This window comes from Flavobacterium sp. 270, assembly GCF_004368785.1.
GTDB lineage: Bacteria > Bacteroidota > Bacteroidia > Flavobacteriales > Flavobacteriaceae > Flavobacterium.
The window spans coordinates 554,115-580,082 of sequence record NZ_SODM01000004.1 but is presented as its reverse complement, the minus strand read 5'-3'; the positions used below and the strand labels follow the sequence as shown (position 1 = coordinate 580,082).

The window sequence follows — 25,968 nt, the reverse complement described above, 5'->3', positions numbered from 1 at the left end:
CTTACAATCACTAATTAACACAAAACCACTTATGAAAAAAACCACTAGGATAGTAGGCAGTTTGCCCTATGCCCTAAAGTTACGTCGGACCATGAAATTAATCCTCGCATTGTTCATGGTCTCCAACCTTTCTATTTACAGTAATACTTACGCAGCAACTAAAAAACTGAATCTCGTTAAGTTAAAAACAAAAGTAAATAGAGAAGAAGTATCCAATTATAAAATAGAAAAAATTACGGTTTCGGGAATTATTACCGATGATAAAGGTATTCCTATTCCCGGAGTTACTATTTTAGAAAAAGGAACAAAAAACAGTATTGCCACAGATTTTGATGGTAAATACGTTATAGAAGTCGCCGGTAAAGAATCCATATTAGTATTTTCTTATATTGGATTTAAAACCCAGGAAGTACCTGTTGGAGAAAAATCTAAATTAAACATTTCTTTAAAAGAGGACACCAGCACTTTAGATGAGGTTATTGTGGTTGGTTACGGAGTTCAAAAGAAAGCCAAAACAACCGGCGCAGTAGCAGAAGTAAAAGGCGATGTACTGGAGAACCGTCCGGTAGTAAACTCTACACAAGCACTACAGGGATTGGTAGCTGGTTTAAACATCACGCAATCTGGCTCACAGGGAGGAAGTTTAGAAAACCGGCCAAGCATCAATATACGCGGTACCGGTACTATTGGGGATGGATCGAATGCTAATCCTTTAATCCTTATTGACGGAGCCGAAGGAGATCTTAATACTATTAACCCAAATGATATTGATAATATCTCTGTTTTAAAAGATGCATCTTCGGCATCTATTTATGGTTCCCGTGCCGCTTTTGGAGTGATTTTGGTCACTACAAAAAAAGGGAAATCAGGAAAAACTATCGTAAATATCAGCTCAAGTACCAGAATTAGCAAGCCAATTTTAATTCCAGACATTGTTGATTCGTACCGATTTGGAACTTATTTTAATGATAGTTTTACAAATGCAGGATTTACTCCGTTTTTTACTGCCGACCGCATGCAGCGTATTAAGGATTTTATGGATGGTAAAATAACTACAACAATTCCGCCCAAAGCTGGTAATCCAACTATTTGGGCAGATGGATACGATCAGGGAAATGATAATGTAGATTGGTATAAAGCTTTATTTAAGCCTTCAGTAGTTTCTACCGAACAGAACGTAAGTTTAAGCGGGGGTAAAGAAGGTTTAACCTATTATGCTTCAGCTGCATTACTTGATCAGCCGGGTTTTATGAACTTTGGAGGCGATAAATTCAAAAGACATAATACAACGTTAAGAATAAATGCCGATATATTTAAATGGTTAAGCTTAACGTATACCAACAGATTTGTTCGCGAAAATTACGAGAGACCAAGTAATATGACCGATAATACTTTTCAGAATCTGGTACGTCAGGGCTGGCCAATGATACCATTGTACGATCCAAACGGGTATTTATATAGTAGTCCTTCAGCAGCTCTAGGTTTAAGAGACGGCGGAAGAGATATTAAAGTAGAAGATACTTTTACACAACAATTAAACTTAATATTTAAGTTAACTTCAGATTGGAATGTCAAATGGGACTTTACCTACAAAACATTCAACAGATTTCAACACTGGGATTTACAATATACCTACAATCATGATGTTGCAGGAAATCCAATAATTTATGGAAACCAGTCTCAGGTTTACGAAAGCGGCAATAAACAAGATTATTTTAACTCTAATGTTTATACAGATTACACAAAAAGTATTGGTAAACATAATTTTAAAGCATTGTTAGGGATGCAGGTTGAAGAAACCAACGAAAGAAGTTTATCAGCATCCAGACAAGGAATTATAGTTCCGGACATTGCAGTAATTGATGCAACTTCAGGAACAGATTACTACGGAAAAATCGTTCCTCCGAGTGTAGGAGGAAATTATAAAGACTGGGCTACAAATGGATATTTTGGGCGTCTTAATTATGATTACGACGGGCGTTATTTATTTGAAGGAAATCTACGTTATGATGCTTCTTCACGTTTCCGTTCTGATAATAGATGGGTTTTATCCCCTTCTGTATCTGTAGGTTGGAATATTGCTAAAGAAGAGTTCTGGAAACCAATACAAAATATAGTAGGAATGCTGAAGTTTAGAGCTTCATACGGATCTTTAGGTAATCAGGAAACAAAAGACTGGTATCCAACTTATGTGTCAATGCCAATTGGAATTGCTAGCGGATCATGGCTTATTGATGGTACGCGACCAAATACATCAAGCGCGCCAACTTTAAAAGACCAGGCACTTACATGGGAAACAGTAACAAGCTGGGATGCTGGAGTTGATTTCGCTTTATTCAACAATAAACTATCAGGATCATTCGATTACTTTAACCGCGAGACAAAAAATATGATCGGGCCTGCTCAGTCAATGCCTGCTATATTGGGTACTGCGGTTCCAAAATCAAACAATACCGATTTAGAAACGTACGGATTTGATATGACAATCACCTGGAAACAGAAATTAAAAAACAACTTGTCTTATAATATTACCGCATTGCTTTCTGATAACCGTACAAGAATTACAAAATATCCTAATGAAACAGGTAGTTTGAGTAATTACAATGCAGGACAATTAGATGGAAATATCTGGGGTTATGAAACCATTGGAATTGCAAAAACAAAACAGGAAATGGATGCTCATTTAGCCTCATTACCAAATGGTGCACAAAACGCTTTTGGAGCCAATTGGGATGCTGGAGATATCATGTATAAAGATACAAATGGCGATGGAGCTGTAAATAACGGTGCTAATACATTGGCAGATCATGGCGATTTAAAAATAATTGGAAACAACAAACCACGTTACACGTTCGGACTAGATTTGGGTGCAAATTGGAAAGGACTTGATTTCAGAGCCTTTTTTCAAGGAGTAGGAAAAAGAGATTATTTCAATGATACGTATAGTTTTTGGGGTATGACATCAAGTGTTTGGGACGCTACGGCTCTAGAGCAGCATATGGATTATTTCAGAAACGATCCAAATCATCCTATGGGATTAAATCTTGATTCTTATTATCCTCGTCCTATTGTTGGAGGTGGAGGTGATAAAAACCACAAAGTGCAGACCAGATATCTTTTAAATGGTGCTTATGCGAGACTGAAAAACTTACAGCTAGGCTACACTTTATCTTCTGATGTTGTGGAGAAAGTAGGGATCGATAAAATTCGATTTTATTTCTCAGCAGAAAATATTTGGACGATCACAAGCGTACCAAAAATGTATGATCCAGAGACATTAGACGGCGGAGTCCGCGGTGCTGTCTATCCATTGTCGGTTACCTATTCTTTTGGCGTAAACATTACACTTTAAAAAACGATATACACTTTAAAAATATATATAATGAGATCAATACGAATAATATTAATACTTAGCTTAATTACTGTCTTCGGTTCCTGCGAAGATGACTTTTTAGAGCGACCTCCCCAATCTCAGGTTACACCAGAAAATTATTTACAGAATGAAGCACAATTAGCGTCGTACGCGATTAACCTTTACGGTGTTTTTCCTTTAATGGAATCGTATCAAAGAGATAGTGATACCGATACAGAGGCCGACCGTAATTTTGATAACCGTTATGTGCCGGGAAGATGGCTTGTAGGAGAAAATGGCGGAGATTGGGATTTTGGTAATATTTATCAATGTAATTATTTCATGAATCAGGTACTTCCAAAATGGAAAAAGAATGAAATTGCAGGTAATCCTATAAATGTTAGCCATTACATTGGCGAAATGTACTTTATGAGAGCTTACATTTATTTTCAAAAATTGGTAGCTTTAGGTGATTTTCCTATCGTTAGAAAAGTTCCAGCTGTAGATCTTGCAGGCTTGACAGAATTAAGTAAAAGAGCTCCAAGAAATGAAGTTGCCCGTTTTATTATTTCAGATCTGGACTCGGCCGCAACTTTAATGCAAAATTTTGGAACGAGCGGTAAAGGAAACAGATTGTCTAAACAAGTTGCGCAATTGATGAAATCAAGAGTAGCACTTTATGAAGGAACCTGGGAAAAATATTTTAAAGGTACTGCGTTTGTTCCAAATGGTCCAGGCTGGCCGGGAGTAGAAAAAACATACAATCAGGGGTATCAATTTCCTTCAGGAAGTATTGACGGAGAGATCGAGTACTTTTTGACTCAGGCAATGGAATCGTCAAGAACAGTTGCAGATCAAGTTACTTTAACTCCAAATTCACAAAAAACAGAAGTTGCAGGACAGTCGTTTCAGGATTTTGCCAAAGCAAGCGATGCCAATCCTTATTTAAAAATGTTTAGTGATGTAGACTTAAGCAAATACAATGAAGTATTGTTGTGGCGTGCTTTTGATGTAGGACTCGGAGTAGCTAATACTTTTGGTATCTCTGTACAAAGCGGCGGATCTGGATATACCAGAGGCTTTATAGACAATTGTTTAATGGCTAATGGTTTACCAATTTATGCTGCGGGATCAGGCTACCACGGAGATGATTTTCTTACAGACGTTAGAAAAGGGAGAGATATGCGTTTAAATCTTTCTTTAGCAGAACCAGGGCAGATTAATATTCTTTATCCTTCTGCTTTGAACACACACGGAACAACTGTAGCAATTATTCCGGATATCATGAATTTGTTAGGAAACCATGATCAGCCTACAGGATATCATCATACCAAAGGAAACAATTATGACGGAGCAAATTACGGTCAGTTTACGGGAAGTTCTATGGGAAGTATTGCCTTTAGAGGTGTAGAAGCTTATCTTAATTATATTGAAGCGAGCTATGAAAAAAATGGAAATGTTGACGGAACAGCTTCAGGTTATTGGAAAAAAATCAGAGAAAGAGCCGGAGTAGATTCAGATTTTCAAAAAACCATTGCAGCAACTAATATGAGTACAGAAGCTAAAAATGACTGGGGCGCTTACTCTGCTAATGCTTTGATTGATCCTGTGTTATACAACATTCGAAGAGAAAGACGCATAGAAATGCTTGGTGAAGGTTTCCGACTTAATGATTTGAAACGATGGAGATCGTTGGATCAAATGATTAATACACCTTATCACGTAGAAGGTTTTAAATTATGGGGACCAATGAAAGACTGGTACGATGCAAGCAAACTGACCTATGGTATTGGAGACAGAAGCACTGTTTCTGATCCTGCGAGAAGTAATTATTTACGCTTGTATGAAAAAACGCCTACGTCATTAGTTTATGATGGATATCGTTGGACAATGGCACATTACCTTAATCCAATAGCAATGCAGCATTTCCTGATTACATCACCAAATAAAGATGCAGCAGGATCTCCAATTTATCAAAATCCGTATTGGCCATTAAAAGCAAATGCTGGTCCAACAAACTAATAGTTTAACGGATTAGTATCAAATAAAAGTATCGTTCATAAAAATGCAGGATCTATCAAGTATTTTGTGTTTTTATGGACAGTACTTTTAAGAATCGATGAAAGTTTGACTTTAGGAACAGGCTATAAATCTGTTTCGTTTTTTATCCATTATAAATCTTCATAAAAATGATTTTTCAAATAATAAAATTCATGCGCAAACTATTTAACTTTTCCAATCCTTCCTGCAAAAGAACCTCGGGCAATTTATACATAGTACGAAGTATTCCCGACTGGGCTTTAAGGAATGGAGAAAATTTGTTTTTAGAACCAAAAAAGAAACAACAGGCATGAATTATCATTAAATGAAAATATTTTTTTGCCTAAAACCCTGTCGCTAACTTTCACAAATTATTAAAACTATATTTATGTTTCAGCAAATATTAAAAAGTCAAAACACCAAAATTTTATTCCTTCTAATGCTGGTACTGAGTCAAAATTCCGGTTTTGCTTTTCAGAAGACAGAAGTAAAATTATCCGCTCAGGATACTGCAAAAGTTCCTAAAGAAATCGAAGATCCAGAAAACATAGGAATTAACAAAGAACCTGCACACGCAACACTAATGCCATACGGTTCCCTTCAGGAAGCGTTAAAGGCAGACAGACACGCATCAACTTACAGCAAAAGTTTGAATGGTATGTGGAAATTTAATTGGGTGGACTGGCCTCAAAAACGTCCGTCTAATTTTTATAAAACAGATTACGATGTATCGGGCTGGAAAGAAATAAACGTCCCTTCTAACTGGCAGGTTGAAGGTTATGGAACACCAAACTATAGTAATTTCACCTATATTTTCAAAAAAGACTTTCCACATGTAATGGGAACTCCATCTGAAAAATACACCAATTTTACAGAAAGAAATCCTGTGGGCAGTTACCGACGTGATTTTGATCTTCCTGAAAACTGGAAAGACCGTCGAATATTTATAACATTTGACGGGGTAGATGCTGGTTTCTTTATTTGGGTAAACGGAAAGAAAGTGGGATACAGTGTGAACAGTAGAAATGCTGCAGAATTTGACCTTACTAAATATGTTAAGCCTGGCAAAAATACAGTAGCAGTTGAGGTGTATCGATTTACAAGCGGAAGTTATCTTGAAAATCAGGACATGTGGCGACTAAGCGGCATTTTTAGAAGTGTAACACTTTGGAGCGCTCCGCAAGAGCACATTCGAGATTATTTTATTAAAACGAATCTGGATGCCCAATATCGTAATGCTGAGGTTACGGTTACTGCTAAAGTAAAAAATTATGGAAGTAAAAAAACGAAGCCGCAAGAACTTACAGCTTCTTTGTTTGATGGCGAAACACCTGTAAGCACATCAACTGGTAAAAAAATGATTCCCGCTTTAAAACCCGGTGAAGAAGTAGCAATTGATATTACTTTTAATGTAAGCAATCCAAAGAAGTGGACTGCAGAAACTCCAAACTTATACACGACAGTACTTACTTTAACTGATGGCAAAAAAACAGTAGAAACCCTGTCTTCGCGCACAGGTTTTAGAGAAATAGAAATAAAAGGACGTTTATTTTTAGTAAACGGCACACCAATAAAACTAAAAGGCGTCAATCGTCATGAAAATTTTCCTGATAAAGGTCATGCTGTAACAGATGAACAAATGATTCAGGACATCATATTAATCAAACAAACCAACAGTAATCACGTACGTACAAGTCATTATTCTGATAATCCAAGATGGTACGAGCTTTGTGACGAATACGGAATTTATCTTGTTGCAGAAGCAAACGTTGAATGTCACGAAGAACAGAATCAGTTTAATGAAGTGCCAACTATAAAAGCAGCTATTATTGACCGTAATGTGGCTAACGTGCAAAATTTTAAAAACCATCCTTCAGTCCTAATTTGGTCTTTGGGTAATGAAAATGGAAATGGCGGAAGCAATTTTAGAGCGGCTTTAGCAGAAATTAAAAAAATAGATCCAGACCGTCCTACACATTACGAAGGTTTTGGTATTGGTGCAAAAAATCCAGCTGATATAGACAGTCAGATGTATACGCAAATAGCGCCGATGATAGAACACGCAAAAGACAATACACTTACTAAGCCTTTTTACTTGTGCGAATATGCCCATGCCATGTTCAACTCAATGGGATCTGTTGATTTATACAATGAAGCGTTTGACAAATATCCGGAATTGCTTGGAGGTGCTATTTGGGAATGGCAGGATCAGGGAATTTACAACAATCGTGATCCTAAACATCCAATTACAGCTTTTGGCGGTGGTTTTGGCGAATTTCCAAATGACAGATATTTTATTCATAAAGGCGTTGTGTTTTCCAACAGAACTCCTAAACCACATTTCCCGGAATTAAAACACGCATATCAATGGATTAGCGTTCTAAATAAAGACGTTAAAAATGGCGTAGTGACTATAAAGAACCGCTATCAGTTTCTTAACCTTGAAGGGTTAACTGCCAAATGGGAATTAACAGAAAATGGACTGCCTATATCTTCTGGCGATTTAGCAGTAGGAACAATCAATCCCGGTGCAGAAAAAGATATCAAAATACCATTTACAATAAGTCCTAAACCGGGTGCAGAATACTTTTTAAGAGTTTCATTTCAACTTGCAAAAGAGGAGAAATGGGCAGAGAAAGGTTTTGAAGTTGCATGGCAGCAGTTTGAATTAAAAGTGCCAGTGCCAGCTGCAAAAAATACAACTTCGGGAGGTAAATTGACTTTAAACGATACAAAAAGTATTGTTAGTGTAAAAGGTGCAGATTTTAGTCTTGATTTTGATAAAACAAAAGGCACTTTTACAAAATTTGAAAAAGGCGGCGAAAATATGTTGCAGGAAAATGGTGGTCCAATGCTTCATTTATGGCGTGCGCCACACCAGACAGACGATATGTGGGCATACCGCGACTGGGTTAAATATGGTTTAAGAAATATTTCATGGGTAACGAATGAAGTAAAAACCAAACAAGTTTCTCCTGATGTAATCGAAATAACGGTAAACTTAACCGGAACTGGAAAAGAAAACTTTACAGTTGTGCATCATGCAATTTATACCATTAACGGAAACGGAATTATAAAAGTGAGCAATGATGTAAGTTTTCCTGGTGCTAAACCGGACTTCGTTTTGGCAAGAATTGGCGTTAGAATGTTCTTAAATAATGATTTAGACAAAATGGATTATTTAGGACGCGGACCAGTAGAAAACTATGCAGATCGTAAAAGCGGTTTTGACGTTGGATATTATTCCAGTTCTGTAAAAGACCAAATGACACCCTACGAAAAACCAATGGAATGTGGTAACCATGAAGATGTTCGCTGGGTAAATCTAAGCTCCAATCTAGGAACAAAATTAGGCATCAAACAAGTAGATTCTTTACTGCAGGTTTCTGCACTTCCGTACAGCGATGAAGAAATGGATCCGGTTGAATACAAAATAGACCTGCCAAAAAGTAAAGGAACTGTTTTATGTGTCAGCCATCAAACATTAGGCGTAGGTTCTAACGGCTGTGGCCCTAGACCATTAGAACAATATAGAGTATATGCAAAAGCAACGTCATTTAATTATGAAATTGATTTAAATTAAAATTGATGAAAAGAATACAAAAAATTTGCATAGCCTTCCTTCTGGTAGCTGCAAGCACACAAAATACGAAAGCCCAAGTTTACAAAGATCCAAAAGCGCCTGTTGAATCAAGGGTTTCAGATTTAGTATCCAAAATGACTTTAGAAGAAAAAGTTGATTTTATAAACGGTAAAGACTGGATGTACACCAAGCCCATTGCAAGGCTTGGAGTTCCATCCTTTAAAATGACCGATGGCCCAACAGGAACAAACACTCACGGAAAAAGTACCGCTTATCCGGCAAGTATTTTAAATGCCGCCACTTGGGATAATGCACTAAATTATCGTTTAGGCGCTGCACTAGGAAACGATTGCAGATCCAGAAATGTAAACTTTTTATTAGCTCCCGGAGTCAATATCGCACGTGCGCCAATGGCAGGAAGAAACTTCGAATATTTGGGCGAAGACCCTTATCTTTCTTCCAGTCTCGTAGTAAGTTACATAACCGGTGTACAAAGCAAAGGCGTAGTAGCAACAGTAAAACATTTTGCTGCCAATAATGAAGAATACGACAGAAACAATATAAGTTCTGATATTGACGAACGTACCTTAAGAGAAATCTATCTTCCAGCGTTTAAGGCAGCCGTACAAAAAGCAAATGTTGGTGCCGTAATGAACAGTTATAATTTAGTAAACGGAGTTCAGGCATCACACAATAATTATTTGAACAATGTCATCTTAAAAGAACAATGGGGTTTCAAAGGAATTCTAATGTCAGATTGGGGCGGCGTTCATGACGGTTTAGCAGCTTTTAAAGGAGGAACAGATTTAGAAATGCCAGGAAACGCTTTTATGAAACCAGAGGTTCTTCTTCCGGCTTTTAAAAGAGGAGAAATTACCGAAGCCATGATCAACGAGAAAGTAACCAGAATTTTAAGAGTTTGCTTTACGTATGGCTTTTTCGATCGTCCGCAATTAATAGAATCAATCCCAAATGATGATCCTGCAAGTGCTGCAGTCGCATTAGATTTAGCAAGAGGCGGTATCGTATTATTAAAAAATCAGGGTAATATATTGCCTTTGCAACTTTCAAAAACAAAGAAAATTGCCATAATAGGACCAAATGGAGATACCTACAATACAGGTGGAGGAAGTTCTAGAACAACACCTTTTCATTCGGTAAGTACTTTAGAAGGATTAAAAAAACTAGCCAAAGGTGTTGAGGTAAATTATACAATGGGAATTCCAAGTTTAAATTCTCTTGCTTCAAAATCTGTTTTTTACACCAATTCAGATCTAAACACAGTTGGTTTAACTGCAGAATATTTCAATAACAGAAATCTCGAAGGAAAACCAAATGGCGTAAGAATCGAAAAAATAATCGATAACGAATGGGTGCAGACTCCCGGAATCGAAGGAATCGGACAGGATAATTTCTCCGCTCGTTATACAGGGATTATTAAACCAACCAAAACGACCGATTATAAATTTACCGTACAAGGCGACGATGGTTATCGTCTATGGGTAAACGGCGAAAAAGTAATGGATCTCTGGAAAGAACAAAGCCCAATTATCACCAATAAAATGATACATCTTGAGGCTGGTAAAGAATATAGCATTAAACTGGAATATTTTGAATCTGGCGGAGACGCTTCCATCAGATTTGCATGGTACGAGCCAACAGACGAAAACTATAACGATGCGATAAAAATGGCATCAGAATCTGACGTGGCAATAGTTTGTATTGGTTTTAATCTTCAAATTGAACACGAAGGTTCAGACCGACCTTTTGAACTTCTTGAAATGGATGAAACGCTTATTGATAAAGTAACAAAAGCAAATCCGAATACAATTGTAGTTTTAAATGCAGGTGGAAATGTACACATGACACCGTGGCTTTCTAAAGTAAAAGGTTTAGTACATGCTTTTTATCCGGGACAAGAAGGCGGAACTGCCGTTGCAGAAATATTGCTTGGTTTAGTAAATCCGAGTGGAAAACTTCCGGTAAGTTTTGAAAAAGAATGGGCAGACAATCCTACCAATAAAAACTATTATGATACGGATAAAGATATGCGAGTGCCTTACAAAGAAGAATTAATGTTAGGATATCGCTATTACGACACCAAGAAAGTAGAGCCAATGTTTCCGTTTGGTTTCGGGTTATCGTACACCACTTTTACCTATTCAAACCTAAAAGTAGATTTAAAACAAAACGATGCTAAAATTGCAGCAACAGTAACTTTTGATGTTAAAAATACAGGTAAAGTTGATGGAGCAGAAGTAGCAGAATTATATGTAAGCGATCCTGTTTGTCCAGTTATTCGTCCAGCGAAAGAATTAAAAGGATTCTCGAAAGTATTTTTAAAATCAGGTGAAACCAAAAAAGTTACCATCGATTTAGACGAAGCAGCTTTTTCTTATTTCAAAACCGCTCAAAAAGCATTTGGTTTTGATCCGGGCGATTTCGGAATTTTAGTGGGTTCTTCATCGCAAGATATTAAACTGCAAAAGACAATTAAAGTCAATTAATATTTTTTTGACACTCCCGATAACGATCGAGATAAAAGATTAAAAAGATTAAAAAGATTAAAAAAGATCTCCGTAATCTGCTAAATCTGCGAGAAAAATTAAACACATAGAAATGTGTTTTGTAAAATATGAATAGCCTCCAGCTTTAGCTGGAGATCAATATAAATCGATATGAATTGGCTTTAGCCAAACTATGGATATTTGGCTAAAGCCTTATCTAAAATCAAATAATAACCTCCAGCTAAAGCTGGAGGCAATTCAAAAAAATTGAGCCTAAAAACTAAAAATTAAAATAAACCATAATGAAACAATTCATTTTCTTACTTCTAATGCTCTTTTCACTAAGCACTTTTGCTCAGAAAGAAGCATTATCTTCTCCAGACGGAAATTTAAAACTTCAGATAAACTTAAAGGACAGCATAACCTATTCCGTATTTTTAGGAAACGAAACCATTTTTGAAAACAATAGTTTAAGTTTAAAACTAAAAGACCGCGTTTTAGGAAAACAACCAAAACTAACAGGAAAAAAAACAGAACAAATTAACATTAATGAAAAACCTGTTGTTCCGTTAAAATTCAGTACAGTTAAGAACAATTACAATCTTTTAAGATTGAATTTTAAAGGAGATTACAGCGTAGAATTTAGAGCTTATAATAACGGAATCGCGTATCGTTTTATAACCAATCTAAAATCGGCAGAAAACATTATTTATGATGAAGAATTTCTACTAAATACGCCAAACAATTATACAGCGCATTTACAGCAAGTTGGTTCTTTTAAAACTTCGTATGAAGACGCTTATTCAAAAGTAAATACACAGGATTTTAATTCGAATATGAAAATGGCGACACTTCCTGCATTGTTCAATACTTCGCAAGATCATAAAATATTAATTTCTGAATCTGATCTTTCGGATTATCCGGCAATGTTTTTAAAAGGAATTGCTCCAAATAAAATGAAAGGTGTTTTCGCGAAAGCGCCATTAACTTTTGAAGATGAAGGCGACAGAAGTATGAAAATTACTTCGCAAGCCGATTATATTGCAAAAACTACAGGCAAAAGAAATTTTCCGTGGCGATATTTTGTCATTACAAAAGAAGACAAACAACTTCTGGAAAATACGATGACGTATAATTTGGCAGAACGCAGTAAAATACAAGATCCGTCTTGGATTAAACCAGGTCAGGTAAGCTGGGAATGGTGGAACGGTGCAACGCCGTATCACGTTGATTTTGAATCAGGTTTTAATGAAGACACTTATAAATACTTCATTGATTTTGCTTCCACTTTTGGAATCCCATATATCGTTATGGACGAAGGCTGGGCAAAATCGACTATAGATCCCTTTACTCCAAATCCAAATATTGATCTGTTTGAATTGATTGAATACGGAAAAAAGAAAAACGTAAAAATTGTTCTTTGGCTTACTTGGCTTACCGTAGAGCACCATTTTGAGTTATTCAAAACGTTTAGCGATTGGGGAATTGCCGGAGTAAAAATCGATTTTATGGATCGCAGCGACCAATGGATGGTAAATTATTACGAACGTGTGGTAAAAGAAGCGGCAAAAAATAAAATGTTTGTAGATTTTCACGGTTCGTTTAAACCGGCAGGTTTAGAATATGCATATCCAAATCTTTTGTCTTACGAAGGTGTAAGAGGCTTAGAACAAATGGGCGGTGCTACTGTAGACAACAGTTTATTTTTACCGTTTATGAGAAACGCAGTTGGCCCAATGGATTTTACGCCGGGAGCCATGATCAACATGCAGCCGGAAATCTATCACAGCGACCGACCAAATGCTGCTGCAAAAGGAACGAGAACTTTTCAAATGGCGCTTTACATCGCTTTTGAAAGTGGTTTGCAAATGCTGGCAGATAATCCGACCAATTATTACCAAAACAAAGAATGTACAGAATTTATTACCAAAGTACCAACTACTTGGGATGAAACAATTGCCATAGATGCCAAAGCAGGAGAATATCTGGTAGTTGCCAAAAGAAAAGGCGATCAATGGTTTATTGGCGCAATAACCAACGGAAGTCAGGAAAAAAGAGAAATTAAAATTAACCTTGATTTCTTAGCCAAAAACACCAATTACGATATGAGTTCTTTTCAGGACGGAATCAACGCCGGAAGACAGGCAATGGATTACAAACGTGTAGAAAGTGAAGTAAAACAAGGTCAGGAAATTTCGTTTAAAATGGTTAAAAACGGTGGCTGGGCTGCCAGACTTACACCTAAAAAATAAGATTTAATACTATCGAATATTCATTCAGGAAAAATTTTATAAATGAAAAAAATCGTATTTCTTATCCTTTGCTTTTCGCAATTGATTTGTAACGCTCAGCACGCGATAAATGATAAAAAAACATTGTCGGTCTCTAATTTATTTACAGATCACATGGTTTTACAACAGAAACAAAATACTTCTTTTTGGGGAATTACCACTCCTCAAAAGGAGGTAACAGTTTCTGCCAGCTGGGGAAAAAAAGCTAAAACTACAGCAGACAAAACCGGAAAATGGACTTTAAAACTAGAGACACCAAAAGCTGGCGGACCTTACAATATCAATCTATCCAGTGGCAGCGAAACTTTGCTTATTAAAGATGTTTTAGTAGGTGAGGTTTGGCTTGCTTCCGGACAGTCTAATATGGAAATGCAATTGTCGGGCTGGCTGCCAAACGACATTATTTTAGATTCTGAAAAAGAAATTGCAAAATCAGATCTGCCTAATATTAGATTTATGAAAGTTGGGCTCAATCTGGCATCTCAGCCAATAGATTCAATACAAGGAAATTGGCAGGTTATTTCGCCTAAAACTTCTGGAAACGTAAGTGCGACAGCGTATTTTTTTGCTAAAAAACTCTACGAAGAACTTCATGTGCCAATTGGAATTATTCAGTCTGCAGTTGGAGGTACGCCCGCAGAAGCCTGGACAAGTGAAGCATCGTTAGAAAAATTTACAGAATTCAAAAATCCAATCGTTCAATTAAAAGAAAATGCCATTATAAGAAAAGATTGGTTTAATAATCGCAAATCACAACCTGTACCCGCAACGACCAAAGAATGGGAAGATATCGTTTTTGATGATTACAACGCATCAATGCGCGAAATGGACGATTCAGATTGGGACTTGCTGGAACTTCCGGGACGTATAGACCGATTAAAAAACGATGAATTTGACGGCGCAATCTGGCTGCGAAAATCATTTACTATTAATGATCCAAATGCTGATTATCAACTTGATATTGCTTCTGTAGATGATATGGATGCCGTTTATGTAAACGGTAAAAAAGTGGGCGGTTTAGCCGGAAGCGGTTATGCCAATGCACCAAGAAAAATGAGCATTCCAAAAACATTATTAACTAAAGGTGCAAACACTCTCGCGATACGAATTATTGATACAGGCGGTCCCGGAAGTGTAGGGTCTATGGTATTGTCTAATAATAAAGGCGAAAATATTCCGCTTGACGGAAAATGGAAATCCCGCCTTGTAGCCGAAATTGCCGATCATAGATTTTATACTTACGGTTTGCATCAGGATTTTTCTAAACGCCCAAATCTTTCCCGATACAATTCAAATTCGCCAACCGTATTATACAATGCGATGATCAATCCTTTGGTGCCTTTTACTATAAAAGGGGCAATTTGGTATCAGGGAGAAACAAATGTTGGCAGGGCAGAACAATACAAAACTTTATTTCCTGCGATGATAAAAGACTGGAGATCAAAATGGAATTATGATTTTCCGTTCTACTTTGTACAATTGGCTCCCAATAATTATGGTGGCGATCAAAAAGGAAAATCGGCAGCACTTCGCAACGCGCAAAGACTGGCTTTAAATACACCAAAAACCGGAATGGCTGTAACGCTGGATGTTGGAAGTCTTACTACAATTCATCCACCAAATAAAAAAGCAGTTGGCGATCGTTTGGCAGCAATTGCTTTAGGCGATGAATATGGAAAAAAGATTACCATTACAGGGCCTTTGTATAAGAAAAACGAACTAGCTGGAGATACATTACTTGTTGAATTTGATAATGTTGGAGACGGTTTATCGACTCCGGATAAAGAAATTTCTGGTTTTGAAATTGCAGGAGCTGATAAAGTTTTTCTTCCGGCAACAGCAAAAATTCAAGATGATAAAGTGATCGTTTCTAATGCAAAAATAACCAAACCTGTTTATGTGCGTTACGCGTGGACTGATGCAAGCGGAGCAAGTTTATTTAATAAAAATGGATTGCCTGCAGCCACTTTTACATCAGAAGAATAACAGTGAAAGTTTAGCCATTATTTAAATTGTAAAAAGTAAATAACCAAAATTAGAGATGAAAAATAAAAAAATATTGTACTGGTCTGTTGTAGTGGCATTAGCCGGTTTTTTATTTGGTTTTGATACCGTTGTAATATCCGGAGCAGACAAACAATTACAGCAATTATGGGGTACTTCTGATTTATATCACGGATTGGTTGTGATGTCTTCTGCATTGTGGGGAACGGTTATCGGAGCTATTTTTGGTGCCATTCCAACGACCAGATTGGGCAGGAAAAAAACACTCATCTTAATTGGTATTTTATTTTTTCTTTCAGCCGTTGGAACCGCTTTTGCGAACAATTCAATCTTTTTCTCCATTTTCCGCTTTTTAGGAGGCTTAGGAATTGGAGTTTCTACTATCGCCGCGCCGACTTATGTTTCTGAAATTGCTCCGGCAAAAAACAGAGGAAAATTGGTTGCCTTGTACCAGTTTAATATCGTTTTTGGGATTTTGATTGCTTTTCTATCCAATTATTTATTGCAGGATTTTGGAGAAAACTCCTGGCGATGGATGTTAGGTGTACAATCGGCTCCGGCTTTATTATACATGTTGTTGATTTTCGGAATTCCCGAAAGTCCGCGCTGGATTTATGAATATAAAAAAGACAAAGAAAAAGCGATTGAAATTTTAAAAATGATCAATACAGAGGAAGAAACGGCTGTAGAAATACAAGCAATGGAAAATGAAAAACAGCAGGAAATATCCAACGAATCTATTTTTATGAAAAAATACAGAAAACCGTTGATGCTGGCATTTTTCATCGCACTTTTCAATCAGTTTTCTGGGATTAATGCATTCTTATATTACGCTCCACGTATTTTTGAATTGGCGGGTTTAGAGAAATCAGCTTCGTTTTTTAGCAGTATTGGCATCGGTTTGGTCAATCTGATTTTTACGTTAGTCGGGATTTCACTTATCGATAAATACGGAAGAAAAACCCTGATGTATATTGGCTCTTTTGGTTATATAATTTCCTTAGGCTTAGTAACAATAGCTTTCTATTTGGAATGGAAAGGAATGCTGATTCCGCTGTTTTTCTTTTTGTTCATAGCTTCTCATGCCATCGGACAGGGTTCTGTAATCTGGGTTTTTATTTCAGAATTATTTCCAAACAAATTAAGAGCAGCCGGAACTTCTTTCGGAACCTCAGTTCACTGGGTTTTAGCCGCTTTAATTCCATCTTTTATACCTTTTTTATTCAAAGAAATTGGCGCTGCAACCGTGTTTTGTTTCTTCTGTTTGATGATGGTATTTCAGTTGGTTTGGGTTTTTGTCAAGATGCCGGAAACTAAAGGAAGGACTTTAGAAGAATTATCAGAAAGTCTGTCGAAAAAATAATGCAATTAAAACGAAGCTTTCAAGCCTTAAAATAGAAACTAATTTTTTTTAAAATGACTAATCAAACTTCTATAAAATTAATGCTGCTTAATGTTTCATTTTTAATCCTGTTCTTAGCTTCAAATAGTATTGTTGCGAAAGGAAAAGATTATGATGTTTCTTATTTTGGTATACAATCAGGAGGAACTATTCTTAACACACGTTCTATACAATATGGTATTGATTACATTAGTCAAAATGGTGGTGGCAGACTTGTATTTTCAAAGGGAATTTACCTAACGGGCTGCATTCATTTTAAATCGGATGTTACGATTCAATTAGACGAAGGCGCAGTGCTGTTAGGTTCTGTAAATCCTTTTGATTACGACAGACAAAATACCGCATTTGATCATAATTTTTCTACATCGCTTGCCTTGTTTTTGGGACTTAATCAACATAATATTGGTATTACCGGCAAAGGCATTATTGATGGTCAGGGAAAAGAATTGGCCGCGAATGTAGGCGAATTATTGAATAAAGGCTTAGAAAAAGGCGGTTCTATTGATCGTCCCGACGAAGACAGAAGACCTATGATTATTAACTTCTTTGGATGTGAAAATGTATTAATTGAAAATATAACCCTTAAAAATTCTGCTTGCTGGGTACAATGTTACAATCAATGCAAAGGAGTAACCGTAGATAATGTTAGAGTTGAAAGCCGTGCATTCTGGAACAATGACGGAATTGATATTGTTGATTGCAATAATTTTAAAGTACTCAATTCTTATTTTAACAGCAGTGACGATGGTATTTGTTTAAAATCTTTAAATCCAGATGTGGCCAATCAAAATATCTTAATACGAAACAACAGTATGACCACAGATGCCAGCGGAATCAAGTTTGGCACGGCATCATTGGGAGGTTTTAAAGACATTAAAATTTTAAACAATAAAGTATTCGATACAAGGCGTTCGGCAATTGCGTTAGAAGCGGTTGACGGTGCTGCAATAGAAAATATTCAAATTGATGGAGTGCAAGGAACTAATATTGGCAATGCCATATTCCTGCGTGCCGGTGCGAGAAAAGGAACCCGAAAAGGCAGTATAAACAATGTATCCATACAAAATGTTACCGCAGAAATTCGGGCAGAAAACAATCCATTAAAAATAATGCCCGGAATTGTAATCGCGGGTCTTCCAGAGCAAATTATTTCAGATATTACCCTTAAAAATGTAACAATCAAATTGCCAGGCGGAGCAGAAAAAGCACTGTCTAAAATTGCTATAGAGAATACCAAAGACATACCAGAAAAGCCCAGCAGTTATCCCGAATACGATATGTTTGGCGAATTACCATCGTGGGGAGTTTTTATACGCCATGCCAAAAATCTACAAATTACAAGCCTTTTTATAACCGTAACAAAACCTGATACTAGAACAGCCGTCGTTTTAGATGATGTTCATCATGTTTCTTTCATGAAATTGAAAGTGAAGAAACAAGATAACAAGAAAAACATTTTTACGGTTAACTGCTCCAAAATTCAGCAATAATAAACCATTATAATATTCATTATTATGGGGGAAATTCTTTTTCTTGTTTTGAATAATTAACGAGATTAATAGTATAATTATTTTCTTTTAATAAGGAATAATAGTAGTATTTAATACATCAAGCGATAATTTTTAAGGTTAAAACAAACTCAAATCTATCAGTTTAAAATATAATACGCATTCAAGATTATATAACTATTAACAAAAACCACATTAATTATTATGAAAAAAAAATTACAGATTACTAAATTTTTGATGCTCGGACTTCTGATTTTAAGTCCTTTATGTTCACATGCACAAATTCCAAATCCGAATGCCGATACGGTTTATAATGGCTGGCGGGATGCATTCTTGATCAATTCCGGAGACGGAAACAAAACACCCTATTTCTGCCAGACTTTGGCAAACAGAGAAAGAGCTTTCTTTTGGCAGCAGGCGTATTTAATCACAACAGTTGAAGATGCTTATTTTAGATCGCCAAGTGACGAACGCAAACAGTTTATTTCTGATTTATTGACAAAATTAATTGCTCAGGATTTAACGGTTTGGACATGGGATTCCTGGAATGATGACCTGCAATGGGCAATGATTGCCTGCATACGCGGTTATCAGATTACAGGAAATACAACTTTCCGTGATGTTGCCGTAGACAATTGGTACAGAGTATTTGACCGCGGATGGGACAATACTTTTAATGGCGGAATTTGGGAAGATAACAATCAGATTCCCGACGGAGGAAAATGTGGTTTAAGCAACTGGCCTCAGATTATTCCGGGTTGTTTGATGGTCGAAACTCTGGCAACTTCAGATCCTGCAACAAGTGCCGATATTTTAAATAAATGCAAGCAGATTTATGCATGGGGAAGAACCCATTTGTGGGATCCGAATACAGGAAGAGTTTACGAAGGTTATTACCCAGATGCAACCCGCAATTTTTCCGGAGATGACAATTCTTATAATTATGGACTTTTAACCAATTCGGCAGCCTCTCTTTATAAAATAACAAAAGAGCAGATGTATTATGATGATGCAGTAAGAGTTGCCGATAAAAATATTGCCAAAATTAATTCTTTGTCTGGCGGTATTATGACAGAAGATAAATTTTGGAACGGTGGTTTTGGCGGCGAACAATTAGCACGAGGTATCGCAAAATTGGCAAACGAAAATTATCTTTGGAATAAATATTATCCGTTTCTAAAAGCCAATGCAGATGCTGCCTGGAGTCATAGAAGAACTGATTATAATTTTACACACAATAATTTTTCTACCCCGACACAAACTTCTGGTTACGATTTTATGGCTATGGAACTTACTGGTTGTGTAACAATTCAGCAAGTAACACCAGTTTTACAATCCATTCCGAATACAATTCAGGCTGAGAATTATCATTTAATGAATGGAGTTTCAACCGAACCTTCAACAGATGTCAACGGCAATAGAGTAGTAAGCTGGATTGATGCAAACGATTATATTGATTATGTAATTAATGTACCAGCTTCTGGCAGTTATACTATTAACTACAGAACCTGTGGTACAGGTACTGGTTCGGTAGCATTTCAACAAAACGGTGTTACGCTGGCTACTACAAGTTTACCGCCGACAGGAAATTGGACAACCTGGACTACAGTAAGTACTACGGTAAATTTAACAGCAGGAATCCAATCTATCAGATTATTAGCAAAAGCAAATGGCTGGAATCTTAACTGGTGGAGTGCGACACAAACAGGTTGTACAGCAACAGCAATAGTTCCTTACGTAAGTATAAACGGAGTGTGGACACAAACAGCAAATGCATCCTTAAATGCTGGAGGTAATGTTAGTTTTGGCCCACAGCCAACAACAGGCGGTACATGGAGCTGGACGGGACCAAATGGTTACACATCTACCAATCGTGAAATTACGCTTAATAATATTCAGGGAAACCAATTTGGAACTTATACAGCAAAATACACCAATGCCTGCGGTGCACAGAGTACACAAAATTTTGTGGTAACCAATACAAGTGCACAAACGCTATTTCAGGCAGAAAATGCAGCGATTACAAACGGCACAATTAATAACGGAGCAACAGGTCAATATGTTGATATGGAGTCTGGCGGTAAAATTGTCTGGACAGTACCAGCCCCTGCATCAGGAAATTATGCAGCTTCTTTTAATGTAGGAGTTCCGGCTGTGAGTACAAGAAATATGGGAGTTTACGCAAATGGTACAAGAATAGGCGCAATAAGTTCTAATGTAGTGGGCTTTTCTGTAAAAAGTATCACCTTACCGCTTGTTCAGGGAAATAATACAATTGAACTTAGAGATTCTGAAAACACAACAGAATTAAATGTAGATTATCTGTCTATTCCAACACTTAATGGAGCACAGTCGCAAGTTGCCAGTAGAATGGCTGTTACAGCGCCAGAGGTTGATTCTGCAGTAGATTCTACTGGATTTTATATGTATCCTAATCCAAGCGAAGGCGTTCTTAATATTGAACTTAAAGATGAAAAATACGATTCGATACAAATTTTCAACAGCACCGGATTTTTGATTTATTCAAAAGATATTAAAGGTGAAAATACCATTACAATTGATGGTCGTGCGATTTTGAAAACCGGAATCTATATCGTCTCGCTGCAATCTAAAAATAAAGTCTCAACAAAAAAACTATTGGTTAAATAAGAGATAAACTTCAATTTGTGGACGTTTTTGTTTTAGGAAAGAATCTTTCAATCCTATCACAAATACGTCCACTATTTATAAATGCAAATTTTATAAACCCATATTCATTTACCAAAACTTCATTACTATGAAAAAAATAAAACACTCATTATTAATTTTGCTATTACCTCTTTTTATGATGTCACAGATAAGAGTTGTCTGTGTTGGTAACAGCATTACAGCGGGTTATACATTATCTGATCCTGGTACTCAGGCATGGCCGGCTCAGCTTAACAAAATGTTAGGCAGTAAATATTCGGTTTTAAATTGCGGTGTAAGCGGAACGACCATGCTTAAGAAAGCCGGAAGCCCTTATTGGAATACAGGCTCTTTTACCAATGCCAAGAACTTTAATCCTGATATTCTAATCATATCGTTAGGTACCAACGATGCGCATCCGAGTAATTGGATTTACAAGAACGATTTCTACAATGATTATGCGGCAATGATAGATGAGTTTAGGCAAAACGGACGCAATCCAAAAATTTATGTATGCCTGCCTGCAACTAATTTTGGAGATACGGCTCAGATTAATAATACGCAAAACGAAGTTATCCCATTTATCAGACAAATAAGCCTGAATAAAAATGCCACTATTATAGATTTTAATACACCAACAAAAAATCAGAGAAATACATTGTTTAATGATAATCTTCATCCTAATGCAGCAGGCGCATTAGTTTTGGCAAATACGGCTTTCAACATTATTACAGCAGCTTTGCCTACTTTTTATCATGACTGTACTTATGGAGGTTATGCTATAAAACTGGGTATCGGCGATTATAATTTCAGCGCATTAAGTGCTCAGGGAATTTCTAATGATGATATTTCATCCATAAAAGTTCCTGCAGGTTATAAAGTTATAGGGTATGCCAATGATAATTTTTCAGGAAACAGCATAACACTTACAAGCGATAACACCTGTCTTGGTACATGGGATAATGTTATAACTTCCATAAAAGTACGGGCAAACGGAGTTACGGGCAAAAATGGAACATACTCTCTTCAAAACCGAAAAAGCGGTAAATACATGGATGTATATGGCGGAAGTTTAGCCGACGGCGCGGCGATTATTCAGTGGAATGGATCTGGCGCAAACAATCAGCAATTTACTTTTACGGATGTTGGCGATGGTGCTTACAAAATAACAAGTGTGCTGTCTGGAAAAGCACTCGATATTGGTGGAGGAAATACAAATAATGTTGTTAATTTGACACAATGGACTTCTAATAACGGATTGAATCAACAGTATATTTTACTGGCTACAGATAATGGTTTTTATAAACTAAAAGCAGCTCACAGCGGACGCATTATTGAAGTCTATGGCGGCTATACTACTAATGGTGAAAACCTCAATCAATATGACGATAATAATCAGTTGCATGGACAATGGAGTTTAACAGCAACGGGATCAGCCCTTAAAAAAGCAAGTGAAATTGAAAGTCTGGATGCTGATAGAAATACTATTTTGAATACAGACGAATCAAATAAAACAACAATATTTCCTAACCCTTCTTCTAATATTGTGACTGTAACAAATGTTCCTGCCTATACAGCAATAGTTGTTTTAGATATGAACGGGCAGGCACAATTAAAATTAAAATCTCTAGAGAAATCAAATGATTTTAAAATTGATATCAGCAGTTTAAAGAGAGGAACATATTTCATTAGAATTGGTGAAAATAACAAACAAGCTTTAAAATTTATAAAGAATTAAACTGAAAATATATTTTTAAAACTATGAAAAAAGCATAATCAAATAATATTTAAAGCTTTATAAATTTTGGTCAGCTTATCAATCGAACCTAAATTATTCTACAAGTAAATTATTATTTGATTTATGTTTTTTAAGTAGTGCTTTTTAAGGCTTAACAGTAAAATCTTGCTGTAATACATCAAAGCTGTTCCCGCCAATCATCACGCTAAATTTTCCTGGTTCAACAGTATAAATATTATCAATATTCCAAAAAGCCAATTTTGAAACAGGAAGTTTAAATTCCACTTTTTTAGATTCTCCAGCTTTTAAATTGATTCGCTTAAAATCTTTAAGTTCTTTTATTGGTCTTGCGGTCGAGCCGAATAAATCTTCTGTGTACAATTGAACTATTTCATCTGCTTGATATTTTCCAATATTTTTTAAATCCACAGTTACCGTTAAAACATCTGATTTTGTTAAAATAGCTGCTGATAAAGTAAGGTTTGAATATTCAAAAGTGCTGTACGATAACCCATATCCAAAATCATATAAATTATCAAAAGCAGCATCCAGATAATAGGAGGTTGTACCTAAAGAAGATTGTTTCGCTTCAAGCGGAATATCTTTCAATAAAGTTTCTGTTTTTTTAGCAGGTCTTCCGATTTTATCATGATTGTAATAAACCGGAATCTGTCCGACATACTTAGGAAAAGTAATAGGAAGTTTACCGCTCGGAATTGATTTTCCAAATAAAATATCGGCAACCGCGGGTCCGCCCATCGTGCCGGGATGCCATAAATATAAAACCGCATCAGAAAGTGCTGCTTCCTTTTCGATAGTTAAAGCTCTTCCAGCCATTATCATAGTAACGATTGGTTTTCCCGTTTTGCTCAATTCTTCAATTAAATCTGATTGTGCACCTTTTAAATTTATTTCTGCCAGAGAATGTGCTTCACCGGATAAAATAGCTTCTTCACCAAGAAACAGCAGCACAACATCAGACTGTTTAGCTGCTGTTACAGCTTTAGAAAAATTTACTTTATTATTATCTCTGCTAAAGGCAAGTCCTGGTTCATAAATAAATTTCACATTCTTTCCGTATTCTTTCTGCAAAGCTTTTAAGGGCGTTTGTGTCATCGCTTTTTCCCCGTCAAAAGCCCACGTGCCCATTTGATCGTGCGGAGCATCTGCCATTGGACCAATAATCGCGATCGTTTTTATTTTATCGTTTAATGGCAGTATGTTATTTTTATTCTTCAGTAAAACAAAAGATTCTTCGGCTGCTTTTTTTGCTGCCCGCAAATGACTTTCTGAATAAATAGTAGATTTCGCTTTTAAGTTCACATATGGATTTTCAAACAAACCCAGATTAAACTTTAAACGCAATATATTTCGAACGGCATCGTCGATTGTTTGCTGCTGGACTTTTCCCTCTGCAATCAAAGCCTCGATGTTTTGAACATAAGTGCCAGAAGCCATTTCGATATCTACTCCGGCATTGGCAGCTTTCATAGCTGCATCTTTATTATCTTCGCTAAAGCCTATTCGCACCATATCTCGAAGGCAATTGTAATCGGTAACTACGACACCGTTAAATCCCCATTCTTTTCTCAAAACAGTTCTCAGTAAAAAATCATTTCCGCTGGCAGGAATACCGTCATTTGTATTAAAAGAAGTCATTATAGTAGCACAATGAGCTTCTTTTAAAGCTTTCTCAAAAGGAGGAAGGTAGATGTTTCTTAATTGTCTTTCCGTTATGTTTGTCAAATTATAATCCCGTCCGCCTTCTGATGCGCCATAAGCAATAAAGTGTTTGGCACACGCTGCAATAGAAGAAGGATTAGACAAATCTTTTCCTTGAAAACCTTTCACCATAGCCACGGCCATAACCTCAGATAAATAAGTATCTTCGCCAAAACTTTCGGCAATTCTTCCCCAGCGGGAATCTCTTGCAATATCCATCATAGGAGCAAAAGTCCAGCGAATTCCTTTTTCTGATGCTTCTCTGGCCGCTATTTGAGAACCAATTTCTACAATTTCAGGATCAAATGAAGCAGCCTGCGCCAAAGGAATTGGAAACATAGTCTTAAAACCGTGAATCACATCTCGCGCAATTACCAGTGGAATTCCTAATCTGGATTCTTCTTTTGCTATTTTCTGCAATTGATTGACTAATTCGGGATTCTCTGCATTTAATATTGAACCCACTTCACCATTTCGGATCTGCTGATATAATTTATCAGAAGGATTACGTCCGTTGAGCTGATTCATTTGGCCAACTTTTTCTTTAAGGGTCATTTGGGCAAGCAAAACTTCTATTTTCTCTTCTGTTTTTTTATCCTGAGCATAACAAGATGTCCACGATAAACAGTTTAAAAGCAATACAGACACTAGAGAAAAGTAAGGGTATTTCATTTTTTAATTTTAAAATCGATTCAACTTAGACATTCCTAAATCTATCGTTTCAAATTGAAAATTACATTCTGCAAGATTTAGTTTTTTATAATACAGGACAGAATGTTAATACCCTGATTTTTTGTTGCAATTTTTTGTTTTATTTCCAAGTAATTATATCTTAAAAAAAAAACTCCCTTTTTGGAAAAAAAAGGGAGTTACAACTTGATTGTGGTTATTTTATTTAGGTTTAACATTTGCAAAAAGTAATCTGCCACGATTTTTCCATAATGAAAATGCCAAAAACAAAAAGCCTGCAAATCTTAAGATTTGCAGGCTTTAAAATTTACCCACTTAAAAGTCCTAAATCGATTCGAACCTGAATGCTATAGATATTATTTTACTGATTTTAGTTTTTCTTTAAAATGAAGTGCCACAATTCTGCCATAAAAATTAATCCGGAGAAAGATCAGTAAAAATTGTATCAGCTTTTTGTGCAATGA

The 25,968-nt window shown here is 36.4% G+C and carries 11 protein-coding genes; 10 read left to right on the top strand and 1 reads right to left on the bottom strand.

Features of this window, described 5'->3' with window-relative positions; genetic code table 11:
• Positions 1–91 precede the first annotated feature (91 nt).
• The 10 genes from EV144_RS16995 to EV144_RS16950 all read left to right on the top strand — a co-directional run bounded on the left by EV144_RS16995 (position 92) and on the right by EV144_RS16950 (position 23,092).
• Entirely contained in the window at positions 92–3,352 is a 3,261-nt protein-coding gene (locus tag EV144_RS16995) for a SusC/RagA family TonB-linked outer membrane protein (protein ID WP_243854696.1), read from the top strand.
• A 30-nt stretch (positions 3,353–3,382) separates the two neighbouring features.
• Positions 3,383–5,374, top strand: a complete 1,992-nt coding sequence (locus EV144_RS16990) for a RagB/SusD family nutrient uptake outer membrane protein (RefSeq protein WP_134150357.1) — start codon at positions 3,383–3,385, stop codon at positions 5,372–5,374.
• A 406-nt stretch (positions 5,375–5,780) separates the two neighbouring features.
• Positions 5,781–8,975 carry a glycoside hydrolase family 2 TIM barrel-domain containing protein gene (locus EV144_RS16985; RefSeq protein ID WP_208326861.1) on the top strand — a complete coding sequence of 1,065 codons (3,195 nt, stop codon included), beginning with the start codon at positions 5,781–5,783 and terminating at the stop codon, positions 8,973–8,975.
• Between the two features lie 5 nt (positions 8,976–8,980).
• A complete protein-coding gene (locus tag EV144_RS16980; protein WP_134150356.1) occupies positions 8,981–11,482 on the top strand; it encodes a glycoside hydrolase family 3 C-terminal domain-containing protein in 2,502 nt (833 codons plus the stop codon).
• 302 nt (positions 11,483–11,784) lie between these two features.
• A complete protein-coding gene (locus EV144_RS16975) occupies positions 11,785–13,734 on the top strand; it encodes a glycoside hydrolase family 97 protein (protein WP_134150355.1) in 1,950 nt (649 codons plus the stop codon).
• Between the two features lie 42 nt (positions 13,735–13,776).
• On the top strand, positions 13,777–15,759 hold the full coding sequence (locus EV144_RS16970; RefSeq protein ID WP_134150354.1) for a sialate O-acetylesterase: 1,983 nt from the start codon (positions 13,777–13,779) through the stop codon (positions 15,757–15,759).
• A 55-nt stretch (positions 15,760–15,814) separates the two neighbouring features.
• Complete coding sequence (locus tag EV144_RS16965) at positions 15,815–17,140, top strand: sugar porter family MFS transporter (protein ID WP_134150353.1); 1,326 nt, start codon at positions 15,815–15,817, stop codon at positions 17,138–17,140.
• A gap of 53 nt (positions 17,141–17,193) precedes the next feature.
• Positions 17,194–18,669, top strand: coding sequence for a glycoside hydrolase family 28 protein (locus tag EV144_RS16960; RefSeq protein ID WP_134150352.1), 1,476 nt, complete (start codon positions 17,194–17,196; stop codon positions 18,667–18,669).
• A gap of 222 nt (positions 18,670–18,891) precedes the next feature.
• On the top strand, positions 18,892–21,336 hold the full coding sequence (locus tag EV144_RS16955) for a carbohydrate-binding protein (RefSeq protein ID WP_134150351.1): 2,445 nt from the start codon (positions 18,892–18,894) through the stop codon (positions 21,334–21,336).
• A gap of 127 nt (positions 21,337–21,463) precedes the next feature.
• The gene (locus EV144_RS16950) at positions 21,464–23,092 is read left to right on the top strand and encodes an RICIN domain-containing protein (protein WP_134150350.1); all 1,629 of its coding nucleotides are present in this window, start codon (positions 21,464–21,466) and stop codon (positions 23,090–23,092) included.
• A gap of 144 nt (positions 23,093–23,236) precedes the next feature.
• Here EV144_RS16950 and bglX read toward each other — a convergent pair whose 3' ends face one another.
• Complete coding sequence (bglX, locus tag EV144_RS16945) at positions 23,237–25,486, bottom strand: beta-glucosidase BglX (protein WP_134150349.1); 2,250 nt, start codon at positions 25,484–25,486, stop codon at positions 23,237–23,239.
• Positions 25,487–25,968 lie beyond the last annotated feature (482 nt).